17 protein-coding genes are annotated in these 14,794 nt (G+C 53.0%); 9 read left to right on the forward strand and 8 right to left on the reverse strand.

Annotated features, from left to right (window positions below; translation table 11 throughout):
- Positions 1–37: 37 nt before the first annotated feature.
- Both BN8_RS02735 and BN8_RS02740 read right to left on the reverse strand, forming a co-directional pair.
- The gene (locus BN8_RS02735; protein ID WP_040005277.1) at positions 38–754 is read right to left on the reverse strand and encodes a sterol desaturase family protein; all 717 of its coding nucleotides are present in this window, start codon (positions 752–754) and stop codon (positions 38–40) included.
- Positions 755–768: 14 nt separating this feature from the next.
- Positions 769–1,419: a Crp/Fnr family transcriptional regulator gene (locus BN8_RS02740; protein WP_009280255.1), complete on the reverse strand. Its 651-nt coding sequence runs from the start codon at positions 1,417–1,419 to the stop codon at positions 769–771.
- A gap of 97 nt (positions 1,420–1,516) precedes the next feature.
- Here BN8_RS02740 and BN8_RS02745 point away from each other — a divergent pair, with 97 nt between their 5' ends.
- Entirely contained in the window at positions 1,517–1,909 is a 393-nt protein-coding gene (locus BN8_RS02745) for a DUF4870 domain-containing protein (RefSeq protein ID WP_009280256.1), read from the forward strand.
- A 64-nt stretch (positions 1,910–1,973) separates the two neighbouring features.
- Here BN8_RS02745 and BN8_RS02750 read toward each other — a convergent pair whose 3' ends face one another.
- The 3 genes from BN8_RS02750 to BN8_RS02760 all read right to left on the reverse strand — a co-directional run bounded on the left by BN8_RS02750 (position 1,974) and on the right by BN8_RS02760 (position 4,453).
- Positions 1,974–2,855, reverse strand: coding sequence for a cation diffusion facilitator family transporter (locus BN8_RS02750; RefSeq protein WP_009280257.1), 882 nt, complete (start codon positions 2,853–2,855; stop codon positions 1,974–1,976).
- Positions 2,856–2,973: 118 nt separating this feature from the next.
- The gene (locus BN8_RS02755; protein ID WP_009280258.1) at positions 2,974–3,774 is read right to left on the reverse strand and encodes a hypothetical protein; all 801 of its coding nucleotides are present in this window, start codon (positions 3,772–3,774) and stop codon (positions 2,974–2,976) included.
- Positions 3,775–3,871: 97 nt separating this feature from the next.
- On the reverse strand, positions 3,872–4,453 hold the full coding sequence (locus tag BN8_RS02760; protein WP_009280259.1) for a hypothetical protein: 582 nt from the start codon (positions 4,451–4,453) through the stop codon (positions 3,872–3,874).
- Between the two features lie 191 nt (positions 4,454–4,644).
- On the opposite strand from BN8_RS02760, the gene BN8_RS02765 reads away from it, so the two are divergent.
- Positions 4,645–5,934: a glucuronyl esterase domain-containing protein gene (locus BN8_RS02765; RefSeq protein WP_009280260.1), complete on the forward strand. Its 1,290-nt coding sequence runs from the start codon at positions 4,645–4,647 to the stop codon at positions 5,932–5,934.
- Between the two features lie 71 nt (positions 5,935–6,005).
- Here BN8_RS02765 and BN8_RS02770 read toward each other — a convergent pair whose 3' ends face one another.
- Complete coding sequence (locus BN8_RS02770) at positions 6,006–7,256, reverse strand: S8 family peptidase (RefSeq protein WP_040005279.1); 1,251 nt, start codon at positions 7,254–7,256, stop codon at positions 6,006–6,008.
- 248 nt (positions 7,257–7,504) lie between these two features.
- Here BN8_RS02770 and BN8_RS33740 point away from each other — a divergent pair, with 248 nt between their 5' ends.
- From BN8_RS33740 to BN8_RS02785, 4 genes are all read left to right on the forward strand, one after another.
- Entirely contained in the window at positions 7,505–7,675 is a 171-nt protein-coding gene (locus tag BN8_RS33740) for a hypothetical protein (protein ID WP_009280262.1), read from the forward strand.
- Positions 7,676–7,684: 9 nt separating this feature from the next.
- A complete protein-coding gene (locus BN8_RS02775) occupies positions 7,685–8,080 on the forward strand; it encodes an NUDIX hydrolase (RefSeq protein WP_009280264.1) in 396 nt (131 codons plus the stop codon).
- Positions 8,081–8,179: 99 nt separating this feature from the next.
- Complete coding sequence (locus BN8_RS02780; protein WP_009280265.1) at positions 8,180–9,352, forward strand: pyridoxal phosphate-dependent aminotransferase; 1,173 nt, start codon at positions 8,180–8,182, stop codon at positions 9,350–9,352.
- Positions 9,349–10,206 carry a prephenate dehydrogenase gene (locus BN8_RS02785; RefSeq protein ID WP_009280266.1) on the forward strand — a complete coding sequence of 286 codons (858 nt, stop codon included), beginning with the start codon at positions 9,349–9,351 and terminating at the stop codon, positions 10,204–10,206. Before BN8_RS02780 ends, BN8_RS02785 begins: the two co-directional genes overlap by 4 nt.
- On the opposite strand, the gene BN8_RS02790 is transcribed toward BN8_RS02785, so the two are convergent.
- The gene (locus BN8_RS02790; RefSeq protein ID WP_009280267.1) at positions 10,151–11,362 is read right to left on the reverse strand and encodes an FAD-dependent monooxygenase; all 1,212 of its coding nucleotides are present in this window, start codon (positions 11,360–11,362) and stop codon (positions 10,151–10,153) included. The genes BN8_RS02785 and BN8_RS02790 overlap by 56 nt on opposite strands.
- Before the next feature lie 77 nt (positions 11,363–11,439).
- Between BN8_RS02790 and BN8_RS02795 the strand changes: the two genes are divergently transcribed.
- Positions 11,440–12,054, forward strand: a complete 615-nt coding sequence (locus BN8_RS02795; RefSeq protein WP_009280268.1) for a TetR/AcrR family transcriptional regulator — start codon at positions 11,440–11,442, stop codon at positions 12,052–12,054.
- Positions 12,055–12,058: 4 nt separating this feature from the next.
- Here the strand turns inward: BN8_RS02795 and BN8_RS02800 are convergent, their stop codons facing one another.
- On the reverse strand, positions 12,059–12,631 hold the full coding sequence (locus tag BN8_RS02800; protein WP_009280269.1) for an outer membrane beta-barrel protein: 573 nt from the start codon (positions 12,629–12,631) through the stop codon (positions 12,059–12,061).
- 89 nt (positions 12,632–12,720) lie between these two features.
- Between BN8_RS02800 and BN8_RS02805 the strand changes: the two genes are divergently transcribed.
- Both BN8_RS02805 and BN8_RS02810 read left to right on the forward strand, forming a co-directional pair.
- Positions 12,721–13,587: an aldo/keto reductase gene (locus tag BN8_RS02805; protein WP_009280270.1), complete on the forward strand. Its 867-nt coding sequence runs from the start codon at positions 12,721–12,723 to the stop codon at positions 13,585–13,587.
- A gap of 70 nt (positions 13,588–13,657) precedes the next feature.
- The gene (locus BN8_RS02810; RefSeq protein ID WP_009280271.1) at positions 13,658–14,743 is read left to right on the forward strand and encodes an alpha/beta fold hydrolase; all 1,086 of its coding nucleotides are present in this window, start codon (positions 13,658–13,660) and stop codon (positions 14,741–14,743) included.
- Positions 14,744–14,794: the final 51 nt, after the last annotated feature.

Raw genomic sequence — 14,794 nt, forward strand, 5'->3', positions numbered from 1 at the left:
AAGCAATAAGGCCCCGGCTAACTACGCCGGGGCTTTTTCATTTATGTACGTCCCTGAAACGAAGCATCTCGCCCAGGCGTTGCTCTTTCTCGTTATCAAAGCCGCAGCTCGACGTAAACTCTTTTGGGTTTTCGTACGTACCGAATAACATGTCCCACCATACAATGTCGCCGTAGTTATTCGTGTGCTTTTCGTACTCATGGTGAATTCGGTGCATTTCAGGCCGTTGAAAAATGTAGCCAACCCACTGGGGTGTTTTTACGTTCGTATGATAAAAGAATTCGCCTAATGCGGTGCAGAGCGTGTAAATGCCACCGGCTTCGGGTGTTAAGCCCAGCAAGGTGTAAACCAGCAGGCTGCCAATGATGGAATTAACCGTCATTTCGAGGGGATGCTTGTAGAACGACGTGATAACTTCAAGTCGCTGAGGGCTATGGTGGATCTGGTGAAAGTGCGTCCACAGGAAATCGACAGTGTGCCGCCAGCGGTGCCACCAGTAAAAAATAAACGTGGCAATAATGTAAGCGATAATGCCACCCCCTACATCACCTACGAATGCTGATAGATGAAAAACGGAGTAAGCTGAGAGCCACTTTTCCCAGGTATAGCCGGCGACGATCACCACAATTAACTGGACGAAATTGATAGCTAACACGCGGATGGTCCAGGTAGGGACTTGCGGGAGCCTCCAGCCGGGGATGAGTCGTTCCAGCACAAAACAAAAGGCGAATACGGCGAAAATAATGGGTAACATACCAGTTGATTGGTTTAGTGAACAACCAAAACTATCGTTACGCATCCGACCAAGCATTGACGGATATCAATTTCGACCGTTACCCCTTCTGGCGCCAATGTTTCGGGCGAGATCCCCAGGTGCGAGGCAATGTATTTAAGCGGTACGCGCTGGAAGATGGCCGGAAAGTCTGCCAGCAATTGAACGTACCGTTCGTGCGCCGTCATCATGCGTAGGTTCTGCGTCCGTAGTTCGCTCAGAACGTAGTATTTCTCGGTTAGCTGCCGCCCCACCGCGTTGAATTCCAGAAACTGACGGTAAAGCTGTTGAAGCTGATCAAAAGTAATCGACCAGACTACACTGTCTTCGAGCAGTTCAATGTATTCCCGGGCGGGCTGCCGGGTATAAAAACTAATGATGGAAATAATGAAATCGTTTTCCCGCATAAACCACGACGTAACCTCACGGCCGTCGGAACGAGGCCCTTCTGCGCCAGCCAGTTCTTTAAGATAATAGCCCCGCACAACGCCTTTTTCGATAAAATAGATCCGGTCGGAAATCTGACCGGGCTGAAGGAGCCAATGGCGCCGGGGCAATTCGTCACGTCGAAGCAAATGCCGTAGGGCCTGCTCCAGTTCCTCGGTAATCGGTGCCAGTTGACGTACTTGAGTAAGTAAGATTTCCATACACGTAGTGTTAGTCGTTACTGGTTCAAATTCAAGGTTTTTAGTTGGATAAATCGGTTAAATTTCTCTATTTGAATCATACTTTAACCAATGTCTTATGGAAAATCAGCCGTCTTCTGTTCCACCTCCAATGTCTGGTTCGACTCCACTGAGTGATTCGGATGCACGCATGTGGGCTATGTTAACTCACCTGAGCGCTCTGCCTGGTTCTTTTTTCGTGATTGGTGCGGTTGTAGCTCCGATTGTTATCTGGCAGATCCAAAAAGACAAATCAGCCTATGTTGATTATCACGGTAAGGAGGCCGTTAATTTTCAAATCACCATGGCAATAGCTTTTGCGGTATCGTTCCTGCTGATGTTTGTTCTGGTAGGTATCTTTCTAATCTGGGTGGTTGGTATAGTGTGGCTTGTTCTGACGATCATAGCCGCCGTCAAAGCCAACAACGGCGAGTATTACCGCTATCCGCTGACGATTCGGTTCATCCGCTGAACAGAAACCCCCAACACAGTAACTCGGGTTTGCTGTTACGTCGGTATGACCGCCGGCTGAGTAACTAGTGAGGTTCAATATGAACCAGTACGTCGGTCACCTGGGGCATGCGTTGGCGAATTGCGTCCTTGACTTCATGCGCAATGGTATGTCCCTCCCGGACAGTTAATTGAGCCGGGACCAGTACGTGCAGATCGACAAAGTAATAGCTTCCCATCTTTCGAACCAGGCATTTGTCAATGCCCGTAACTCCTGCAACGGTCAGCGCGATGTCCCGCACCTGATCAGCCAGCGTTGAGGGCGGGGCTTCGTCCATAATTTCTGCTAAGGCCGGACGGAAGATGGCGTAGGCGTTGTAGATGATAAACGCTGAGGCAAAAAGAGCCGCGTAGTCGTCGGCACTCTCATACCCTTCGCCCCCAATGATGGCAATGCTGATACCGATAAAAGCGGCAATGGACGTAAATGCGTCACTTCGCTGATGAACAGCGTCGGCCTGTACGGTCGTGCTGCCAATAGCCTGTCCAATCCGGCGCTGATAGCGGAACAGCAACTCCTTCACCACAACTACGAGCGCCAGAATGCCCAGTGTAAACGGCTTCGGATTTTCGTGGGGTTGAATAACGTTCTCAATACTCTGGTAGCCGATCAGCACTGCTGCTGCGGTAAGGCAGAAGGATAGAAACAAGGCCGTGAGCGGTTCGGCTTTACCATGTCCGTAGGGATGGCGCTCGTCGGGATTGCGTGAAGCCACCTTAAGGCCCCAGTAAGCCACCAGCGACGTTACTATATCGGCCGTCGACTCAACCGCGTCGGCAATGAGCGCATACGAATTGCCGACGATACCTCCAACGCCTTTAACGACAGCCAGTCCTATATTGATGGCGATGCCCCGACTAATGGACTGAATGCCCTGTTCAGCTGATGTCTGCTGATTACTTGTCATAGCACAAAGGTACGACCGGCACGGGAAGACTCAGTCCAGTTGGATACATACTGGTTCAAGGTTTCAGGTCGTGCCCAACGTTAAATAGACTTGACTCTTTTAACTGTTCAGAACGGGGTTAGTTCAGATTCACGCCCAATGAAACGCCCAGCCAGGGTTTCTGGCGGTAGATCCAGAAGCGATTATTGCGGTCGGCCAGATTCTCGAAACCAAGCGCCAGCCCGACCGTCACGGTTTTGTATCCAACCAGCCCTAGCACGCCGTAGTTGATACCCAGTCCTTCATACTCACCCGTGAACCGCCCCGCCGTACTGAACTCGTTGACCGTGACCGGATCGATGCTGATGAACGTCCCGAACCCAAAGCCAAACGACTCGATGTTGGAACGGCGATCCTGCCGGAAGTAGATGTTCTGATACCGCCCGACGTCGTAACGAATACCGGCGTACACCCCCAGATTAGCGCTGGTAGTGAGTTCGCCCGGCTGTCCGGCCTGCCCAAACCGGTATTTGAACGGTGCCGTAAACAGATCCACATCAAATGAGGTCAACTGGTACCGGAACCAGGGGCTTTTTTCTTCAATGTGCTTCAGCTTCGGGTTATAGTGATAGAAAAAAGTGGTCAGCGAATCCGATCGGTCCAGTGTGGCCGGATTCTGGTCCGGGCGTGGTAGGGTTTCAGCCAAAAAATCAGCGTACAGGGTATCTTCCCGTTCGTACAAAGCGGCCTGTGCCCCCCGGGCAATCAACTGCTTGGCCCGTACGTTGCCTCGTCGGTCCAGAGCATACAACTGCTGTCGCGGTTTTATCTGATAGATTTTGTTGAGCGTTATGAGGTCGGAAGTAGTATGAAAACGTGAGCAGGATACGAACAGACTGCCAAACGCGAACAGACAACCCAGACGGAAAAGGCTGGTCATGGCAAAACTGGATGGTCGAAGTTAGCCGGAAAGATAAGGCTTTCCGACCAACCAGCATCGGTTGCTTCGACAGAGCAGTAGATTCTAACGCTACTGGCTAAAACCAGGGTCGTCGGGTCTTGAACGAACGGCGCAGGCCGCTGATCAGCAGAAATGCCCCCAGCAGCCCGAATATGACAGCCAGGAGGGTAACTTTCGTTAGCGCAAAAATGACCGCTATCAGAATAACAATAACTGAAGCCTTGAGCTTCCAGCTAATGCGCTGCCACCAGTTCAGTTCTTTGCGAAGGGGCATGCCCAGTTTTTCGCGAATACGGTTGCCCAGACGCATTTTTGGCTTAGGCTTCGGACGAGGCTGCTTATCGAGCGTCGACGGTGTTGCCAGCATGGATTGAGCCCGGTGCATATGCCGTTGCACGCGGGTGGTGGTCGGTTCAGAGCGGTTGGTCGGGGTGGGTAAACTGGCCAGCGCGGGACCGCTGAGGACAATCGGCAGGCTGTCGGGGAGGGCAACGACGGCCGAATCTGCTTCTGGCTGGGCTTGCGATGAAGTAGGGGCTACCGGTCGAGCTGAGGTAAAATGTTCGCGTTGACTGGGTTGGAAGTAGGCGTATGGACGGTGGCAGGACGTACTAAAAAGACTAAGCGCAAGCAGTAAATAAGCAGCGGAGTTTCTCATCAGGTTGTAGTAGACGAACAAAAATAGACGGGCCGAAGAACCGACAGTAGAACGAATGAGAAAAGCCGGTTCATATTTTTCGTCCTAAAATAATATCATAAAAACGGCTTTTTGCCCTCTGGACTGGGGTAAATCAGGTAAAAGAGTAGGTACGAAAAGCTGGTTTGCTTTAGATATAAACCGACGTATCCATGAATCGACTTCCCTACAGCCTGGCTATTCTACTGTTTGTTGCTCAAATGGCCTGGGGCCAGGAGCCACAGGCTAACTACGATGAAAGTAAGGTAGGTACGTTTACGCTGCCCGATCCTCTGTTAATGAAAAACGGGCAGCGCGTTACCACGCGCGACGGTTGGGAAAAGCGACGGGCCGAACTGTTGGCGTTGTTTGCCGAGCATGTCTACGGTAAAACCCCAACTCAATCCGTACGGCTTCGCTTTCAGACGTTGCAGACGGACAACAACGCGCTCAACGGTCGGGCCATCCGTAAACAGGTTGCCATATTCTTTACTGATTACCCGAAGTTGCCGCCAATCGAGGTACTGCTCTACGTACCAAAAGCTGCCCGACAACCGGTACCGGTCTTTCTCGGCCTGAACTTTTGCGGCAACCACTGCGTCTCGACGGAGGGCGATCTGCCGCTGTCGACCCGCTGGATGAGCACGGCTGTTGGTGGAGAAATAGTCAATAGGCAAAACGGGGAGCCGAGGGCGACCGAAAAGGCTCGCGGGTTCCAGGCCCGACGCTGGCCGATTGATACAATTCTGGCGCATGGTTATGCAGTGGCAACAGCCTACTATGGTGATATTGAACCCGATCATCCGAAAGGCTGGCAATCGGGTATTCGGTCAGTACTGGGCGACACAGCCCGTGCCGACAATTGGGGAGCCATTGGCGCCTGGGCGTGGGGCATGAGCCGAATACTCGATTACCTGCAAACTGATCCGGCCATCGATGCACAGCGGGTGATTGGTATCGGACACTCACGTATTGGTAAGGCTGCCTTATGGGCCGGGGCGCAGGATCGGCGTTTTGCGGCTGTCATCTCAAACGAATCCGGTGAAGGTGGAGCTGCGCTGGCTCGTCGGTGGTACGGCGAAACAGTAGAACGAATCAACAACAGCTTTCCGCACTGGTTCTGCGGGCGCTACAAAACGTACGGCAAGCAGGTGGCCAATCTGCCGGTTGACCAGCACGAGTTACTGACGCTGATTGCTCCCCGACCGCTCTACGTAGCCAGCGCCGAAGGTGATCAGTGGTCCGATCCGAAAGGTGAGTTTCTGGGGGCCGACCTGACGGAGCCGGTGTATAAACTGTACGGCAAAACGGGCATTGGTGGCGCGGAATTTCCGGGGGTGAACCAACCTGTCGGACAGACCGTTCGCTACCATAACCGAACTGGCAAGCATGACGTAACAGACTACGATTGGCAACAGTATATCCGCTTTGCCGATGATCTGGTGCGTCGGGATCCTCGTTAAAACTGAGTATGAACTAACCGAAAAGCGGCCCAGCCAATCCTGACTGGGCCGCTTCGTTGATACGGAATCAACTACGGAATGCGAGAGCCTTTAGGGTCGGGTGTACCATCGGGATCGTTGGTGACAAATCCTTTGGCATAGATAGTACCACCGTTGGCCAGCAGGATACCTGACAGGTGGGCGGTAGCTGCGGTGGTTCCCTGCGTAATGGTCAGATAACCGCCACCTTTATAGGTCGACTTAACGTTTACGGCCGGAGCGGAAAAATCAATAGGTGGGTTACCAACGCAGGAAATGGTGGCAAAAACGCCCTTGTTATCGTGCCCCGAAGCCGTGTAGAAATTAGGGCCGTTGGCGCGGGCCGGCGAAATCTGATTGGCATTCGTTACGCCGGAGCCGACATTTGTGTTTCCTGCCGAAGCCGCCACGAAGATTCCTTTGGCCGCCAAACTAATTACAGCCTGATCAACGGCGTCGGATGCCGCAACACCCAGGCTGATGTTCGCTACGTCGCCCGGCTTACCGTTGGCTGCCACGAAGTTGATCCCGGCAATAAAGTCTGAGTTCACTACTTTCGTTGGGGCTGCGCAGACTTTGACTGGCACAACCGTAGCGCCGGCGGCTACCCCCACTACCCCGGTTGTGTTGTTAATGGCTGCAATAATGCCGGCTACCAGCGTACCATGACCGTCGAAATCCTTAACCGAGCGGTGAGCACCAAATTTAAAGACCGAGTACCCCTTCGTTGAATCTACTTTGAGGTCAGGGTGAGTTAGTTCGATGCCTGAATCAATAACATAGGCAACGTTGGAGCCGGTATAGTTGACCGAGCCACCTACGTAGGTGATGCCCCAGGGTGTTTCCTGGCCGGCCGCCACTCTGGCCGACTGCGTTGTTGAAGCTAACTGGTCGGCTCCGCTGTTCGAAATCTTATCGGGTTCAACATAAGCGACCAGTGGATTTTTACGCAAAATGGCTACTTCTGCGGGCGACAAACGGGCAGCAAAGCCCGGAAATGCGGAGCCGTATACCTGTAACAGATCCTCGGGGGTGGTTTTCAGCCGTTGTAATAGTTGTTCGGCAACCTGCTGCATTCGGGATTGCTGACGAACGTAGGATTCCAGAGCCGATAGCGACAGTGCCTCTTTTTTTAGTACAACAATGTATTGATCCGAAACAGTCGACGCTGCTGAAACGGCCTGTACCGCATCTGTATTGACGGCTACAGAGCTGTCGACGGTGATCTCGGCAGGAGAACAACCCGTTAGCCAGATCAGGCCCGCTCCGACTAATAGACTACCTAGGTTGAATGATTGATTCATAGACATGTGAGATGATTTTCTTACAAGCAAAAGAATCAGCTTGATACGTCATTAATAAGTAAATATGCTTAGTGGTAGTGTTGCGTTAAAAGGTTATTAAAAGGCGGACTGGTATTAGTTTTTATATTTTTCTCAGCTTAAATAAAAAGCCCTGGTTGGTTAGAAAGCCGCAGTGTGTCGTAGATGGCTACGTTGATTTTTCCATATTTGCATCGTAGACGTAACATTTCTTTCATTATCTGGCTGCTATGGTAGAATCAAGGGGAAAGGCATCACTGCCCGATGATCCGGCACCGTTTCAGGTTGAGCATTCTGAATACGTTCACCGGTTGCCGTGGTTCACGGTGCGGAAAGATGCCGTGCGGATGGCCAAAGGCGGCTATATTCCCGATTATTTTATTCTCGAATATCCGGATTAACTGAACGTAGTGGCCGTTACGAACGACGGGCAACTGGTTCTGATCCGCCAATACCGGCATGGCATTGGTGGGGTTCATTACGAACTCTGTGCCGGGGTAATTGATCCTGGTGAGGAGCCTCTTCAGGCCGCTCAGCGGGAACTGCTCGAAGAAACAGGTTTTGGTGGAGGGCAGTGGCAATTATACCTAACGTTATCGGCCAATCCGGGAACGCACACAAACCGAACGTTCTGTTTCCTGGCAACAGGTGTTGAGCGGCTTCAGGACCAGCAATTGGAAATCACCGAAGAGATTTCAGTGCATGTTCTATCGCCGGAGCAGGTGCTGGATATTATCGACGCGGGCGGCATAATGCAGGCGTTGCACGTAGCGCCACTATTGAAATACTGCCTGACCCAGGTTTAAACCAGATTTACAGGATTGTTTTTAGGGCTATCTTTGCGGTTCGCTACATCAACATACAAAATCTGTAAATCTGTCTAGCTGATAAATCTTGATTCAGAAGTGATTATTCCCCTGGCTCATCGGGCCGATCAAACGCAGGAATACTATTTTTCCGTTAAATTAGCCGAAGTCCGTCGCCTGCAGGCGGCCGGCCACGATGTCATCAACATCGCCATTGGTAACCCCGATATGATGCCGTCCGACAATACGCTTGATGCGTTAACCACGTCGGCGCGGCAATCTGGAGCGCATGGGTATCAACCGTACAAAGGTACGCCGGGATTTCGTCAGGCCATTGCCCGGTTCTACGCGCATACGTATGGCGTTACCCTTGATCCGGATACTGAAATTCTGCCGCTGATTGGCTCGAAAGAAGGAATTACGCACATCTCGCTGACGTTCCTGAATGATGGCGATGGGGTGCTGGTGCCGGAACTGGGCTACCCGGCCTACCGGGCCGTCAGTCAGATGCTCGGCGCAACGGTACGTGAATACTCGTTGCTCGAACACGGTGGCTGGCAACCGGATTGGGAAGCAATGGCTGCGCTGGTTACCGAAGCCCCCGCCGACCGACCCGTGAAGATTATCTGGCTCAACTACCCTCATATGCCGACAGGCGCTCCAGCCACCCGCGACCTGTTCGAGCGGGCTGTGCAATTTGCCCACGACCACCGGGTACTGCTTTGCCACGATAATCCGTACAGCCTGATTCTGAACAAAAAGCCGCCGATCAGTCTGCTGGCTATCGACGGTGCCAGCGAGGTAGCCATTGAGCTGAATTCCATGAGTAAGTCGCACAACATGGCCGGATGGCGCGTTGGCTGGATGGCTGCGGCTAAACCATACGTCGATGCCGTGCTGGCTATCAAGAGCAACGTTGATTCCGGGCAGTTCAAACCCATCATGGACGCTGCGGCTGAAGCCCTGGGCAACTCCGATGAGTGGCACCGCCTGCGCAACGAGGTGTATCAGGGACGCCTGGATGCCGTACACGCCTTCCTGAATGCACTGGGTTGTACCTACTCAACGGATCAGGAGGGACTGTTTATCTGGGCGAAGCTACCCGACTCGGTTCGCTCTGCCGAAGCCCTGGTTGATGATCTGCTGTATAATAAGCACATATTTATAGCACCGGGCTTTATTTTCGGACCCAAAGGCGAGCGCTACATCCGAATGTCGTTGTGCATGCCCAGGGAGCGTATTGAGGAGGCTTTAAATCGTTTACGGAAATGATTATCAGTATAATCGGCATTGGCTTGCTGGGCGGCTCGTTCGCTCTGGCCGTGCGTGAAAAATACCCCAGAGCGCAGTTCATTGGCGTAGACGCTTCACCGGTGCATGGTCAACTCGCCATTGCGAAGGGCATTGTCGACGAGATTCGGACGTTCGATGAAGCCGTCGCCGTCAGTGATCTGATCGTGCTGGCTATTCCTGTGAACGCAATCGCCGATTTGTTACCCTCGCTGCTGGACCGCGTACCCGACAAAGCTACGGTTCTTGATTTGGGGTCGACCAAAGGGTTGATCTGCCAGGCGGTTGAAGGTCATCCTAAACGGGCGCAGTTTGTGGCGGCTCATCCCATGGCTGGCACCGAAAACTCTGGTCCGGGGGCTGCATTCCGGGAGTTGTTGCCCGGCAAGAACCTGATCATCTGCGACCGCGACAAAAGCCGTTCGGATAGTCTTAAGCTGGCCGAAGCACTGTTCCGCGACATTGGTATGAAGATTTTTTACATGACTCCCCAGGAGCATGACCTGCATCTGGCTTATGTCTCCCACCTGAGCCACATCAGTGCGTTTGCGCTGGGTTTGACCGTATTGGAAAAGGAAAAAGACGAGCAGGCTATTTTTGACATGGCCAGCACGGGCTTTAGCTCTACCGTTCGGCTGGCCAAAAGCTCCCCCCAGATGTGGGCACCCATTTTTGACCAGAACCGCACGAACGTATCGCAGGCACTGGCCGACTACATTGAGTTTCTGCAACAGTTCAAGCAGGTGATCGATCAACAGGACGTAACGACTTCGCTGGAGTTTATGCAGCGGGCAAACGTGATCCGGCGCGTACTGGAGGGGATTGAAAAACGGTAGCTTTTTCGATGGCCCGCAGATATGTCACATCATAAATCTCGGCAAACTGGCGGTCGGTAAGCGATTTAGGTAACGCTCCCATAGCTGCAAATAAGAACGGTTTCAACCAGCCGGGGGCATTAACGGCCTGGCCAATTTGCCGGGATACCTGAACAATCCGGTCGGCCTTCGGTTTGCGTAGTGCCTGAAACTGCCGGAAAGCTTCGTCGGGTGCCTGATACCGGTACAGACAGGCCGCTACGGCCCAGGCGTCTTCAATGGCCTGACAGGCACCCTGGCCCAGATTGGGTGTTGTGGCATGAGCCGCATCGCCCAGTAACGTAACGCGTCCCGTCGACCAAGTCGGAAGCGTCGGTAAATCGTACAGGTCGGCCCGGTGAATACGGTTCTCCTCAAACTGTTCCAAAACTGCTTTTACGGGTGGCGCGAACGATTGGCTTAGGGAAAGCAGCGTTGGCAGGGAGTTTGGAGCAAGTTGCCCGGCTGGTGATGCGGCCGTTACGTACACATACAGTTGGTCAGCTCCTAACGGCACAAGTCCAACCCGCAAACCAGCGGGTAAACCCCAGTATTCGTATGAGGTAGTCTGGGTTTCGGTTGGTAGGGGGAGATCTACCAAACCACGCCAGCAGGTCTGGCCGGAGTAGCGAAGCGGTTGGTCGCCAAACAACTGTTGCCGTACAACCGAACGAATACCGTCTGCACCGATTACAAAATCGCCTTCGGCTGTGCTGCCGTCGGCAAACGTAACGCGTACACGCTCGCCGTTATCGTATAGATCTACCAGGCGTTTGCCGGTATGAACCCGATCGGCAGGCAACGAATTTAGTAAAATGGTTTGCAACAGACCACGCTGGATGGCTACCATACCAAACCCATACCGTCGGCTTAGTGCCCCTACATCGACGGTTTGAATAGCTGCACCGTCGGGCCGGGTAATAAATCCTTTTTGCAAAGCCCAGCCTGTTCGCTGAATTGATTCGGCCAGCCCCAGCCAAGCCAGCACCTGCATGGCATTAGCCGCCATGATCAGACCAGCGCCAACTTCCCTGATTTCCGGTGCCTGTTCATACACATGAGCGTCGATGCCCCGTTGCTGTAGCGCGATGGCTGTGGTTAAACCGCCAATGCCCCCGCCAATGATGATGCCTTGCATGTTTGTTCCAGTTAGTATAATTTTAGAACAAATGTACTAGAAGTGTTTTCGGTTAGAACACCTGTTCTAAAAATTTAATGACCACGAAGGAGCGAATTGTTGAAAAGGCCCTACTGCTGTTTAATGAACAAGGGGCGGATAATGTGACCGTACGAACCATTGCGGGCCATTTAGGCATGAGTCACGGCAATCTGTGCTACCATTTTGCCAGCACCGATGTTTTGATCGAACGGTTGTATGATCAGTTGGTTGACCGGCTGAGCATTGGCATCGATGCTGTATCAACCATGCCTGCATTAACCATGGGTTTGCTGCGGGAGCTAAGTAAGCAAAGTTTCCACCTGTTGTATGACTATCGCTTTCTGTTGCGGGATTTTGCGGGTATTATGCGCCGGATTCCGGCATTGGCGGAGCGTCATCAGGCACTGGTTCGTCGGCGGAAAGAGGTGTTTCGGATGTTAGTGGCGCAGATGAGGGCTAACGGCTGGTACCGAGCGGAGCCGTACGCGGGCTACGACGAGCATTTTCTGGAGCAGTTGTTTATCATCGGTGACTTCTGGCTGTCCAGTGCTGAAGTCCTGTACGAAGGACCTGAGTCAGAAAAAATAAATCATTACGTTGCCGTGTTCGAGGCTGCCCTGGTACCCATGTTAACTCCGGCCGGCATGGCCGCCTGGGGCAGGGACCAATAACGGATCAGGGTTCTTTCAGCAGAAAATTGACGCCGATGGTTGTCTGGGTTAACGACGTAGGCTTATCCGCCGACCGCCGGCTGACGTTGATTTCGTGCTGCGCTTCAATTGACCACCGTTTGCCCAGCCGGTACTGCGCCCCAACGCCCGCATTGACCATGCCCGACCGGTTGACCTGTTCAACACGTAGCACCCCACCGGTTGGCGTGGCTTCGATCGTGTACGTCCGGTTACGGCTCTGGCCGTAGAAATAGCCGCCCTGTCCGAATACTGTAACCTTGTTTGTCCGCAGCACGTAGTACCGGGTCGTGAGGCCTATGCCCGTATAGCTGGATTGGCGGCCATTGGTTTCGTGGCGGCCTTCGACGTTGACTGACCAGCCATTCTTTAGAAAATACTGGGCTTTAGGGGCAACCCGGCCATACGTACCTACGGAACTGCCTGTTCCACCTCCAAGGCCTACATTGACGCTGAATGTTCCCTGGCCCAGCAGGTCATTCGGCTTGCTTCCCGACGGGTCCTGCGCAAAAGCTACCCACGGAAGCATCACGAAGAGAAGTGATATATATCTTTTCATAAAACAGTTTCCCAAGTTATACAGTAGATAGTAGGACAGCTAAAATAGTTGCAACGACTTAACATTTATTAACAATTAACTTATCGTTTATGCAGCCAACGACCGCTCACCCCGCTACTCAGTCCGGCACGTTCACCATTGGCGGAGACATTACCGTTAATCGATTAGGATACGGTGCCATGCGCATCACAGGGGAGGGAATCTGGGGGCCTCCTAAAGATCATGACGAAGCGATTCGGGTGTTGAAACGGACACTCGACCTGGGCATCAACTTCATTGATACGGCCGATAGTTATGGACCTCACGTATCGGAAGAGTTGATAGCAGAAGCATTACATCCGTATCCGGATGGCCTGCTCATTGCCACAAAAGGCGGTTTGCTACGTACCGGACCGAACCAATGGCCTGTTGATGGGAGCCGTAAACATTTGGAAGAAGCCCTCAACGGGAGCCTGAAACGTCTGAAAGTTGACCACATCGACCTGTATCAGCTACACCGCTTCGACGATAAAGTGCCGGCTGAAGAGTTTCTTGGCTTTTTGCAGGAAGCCCAGCAGCAGGGTAAAATTCGCCACATTGGCTTATCGGAGGTAGACGTTGCTCAGATCAAACAGGCGGAAGAATACTTCGAAGTTGTGACGGTGCAGAATATGTACAGCTTCGGCCAGCAGAAGTGGAACGAAACACTGAAGTATTGCGAAGAAAACAGCATTGGTTTCATTCCCTGGTATCCGCTGGGTGGTGGCAACCTGGAAGCCGAGCAAGCCATTCACCGCGTAGCCGAACGGCACGGAGCGACGGAGTACCAGATCGCTATTGCATGGTTGCTGGCTGCGTCGCTGGTAATACTGCCGATTCCGGGTACGTCGTCGGTGAAACACCTGGAAGAAAACACCGCGGCCGCCGAGATTAAACTGACCGAGGAGGATCTGAAGGATTTGCCTTTGCCGAAGTAACTGTCTGGGCCGGGCTGCTACGGTAGGCCGCAGCAGCCCGGCCCACAAGCTTTAGAAAAGACGTTTGAGAATGGTAGCGGGGTGGGTATTCATAAGCGTCATCGGTCTGGTTCTGCTGTTTGTCGGCTTTGTCTGGTGGCATAGCCCGGGCAAAACACCGCCTATCATTAGCAATGACGGTAAACCGCTACCCAACAGTATTGCCACGCTGGAAGCGGTTGAGATAAACGGCAGTACGCAATGGCTCCTGATACGGGGCCATGACCAAACGAAGCCGGTGCTGCTGTTTCTGCACGGCGGCCCTGGCCTCCCCGAAATATCGCTGCTGTCGGGGCATGAACTGGAAAAGGAGTTTGTGGTGGTCAACTGGGAGCAGCGCGGGTCGGGAAAGTCGTACGGGGCCGGTAAATCTGACAGGTCGTTTACGGTTGATACGTTCGTTGACGATGCTGCCGACGTGAGCCGCTGGCTGAGTCGCCAGTTCAACCAGCCGAAAATCTATTTGCTGGCTCATTCGTGGGGTACGTTCCTGGGCGTACTGACGGTGAAAAAATACCCGGAGCTGTTTCGAGCTTTTTTTAGTATCAGCCAGATTGCCCGCCAGTTGGAAGCCGAGCAGATTTCGTACGATTGGGTGCTACAACAGGCGCGTAAACGCTACGCAAACCGGGTGGTCAGGCGGCTCGAAAAGCAGGGCCGTCCGCCGTATCCGCCGGAGGCATGGCTGGCCTACCTGACCTGGCAGCGCGAAGTGGTGGCCCGGTATCGCGGAGGGATGTACCGGGCAAACTTTTTTCCGTTTTTTATCCGGAGCATTCTGCTGTGCCGGGAGTATACGCTGGCCGACAAGGTCCGCTACGCTCTGGGGGCGCAGAAATCGGTTCGTCTGCTTTGGCCTCAGGTGGTGGCGACTGATCTGTTTGAAACAGCCCCTGTGTTACACGTGCCTTATTACCTGTTTCAGGGTGTTCATGATTACCAGACCCCCTATCCAATTGCCCGGCGCTATTTTGATCAGCTACAGGCACCCCGCAAGCAATTGTTTACCTTCCTGGAGTCGGCACACAGTCCCATCTTTGAAGAGCCTGACTTATTTCGACAAGGATTCAACGAAGCGATGCAACGAGAGCTGACCACTGCTGCCGCCGATGACTAGAATCCTGAACAATACGTGGAAGAACCGGTTCTACCACCGAACAAATCTTTT

Source organism: Fibrisoma limi BUZ 3 (assembly GCF_000296815.2).
GTDB lineage: Bacteria > Bacteroidota > Bacteroidia > Cytophagales > Spirosomataceae > Fibrisoma > Fibrisoma limi.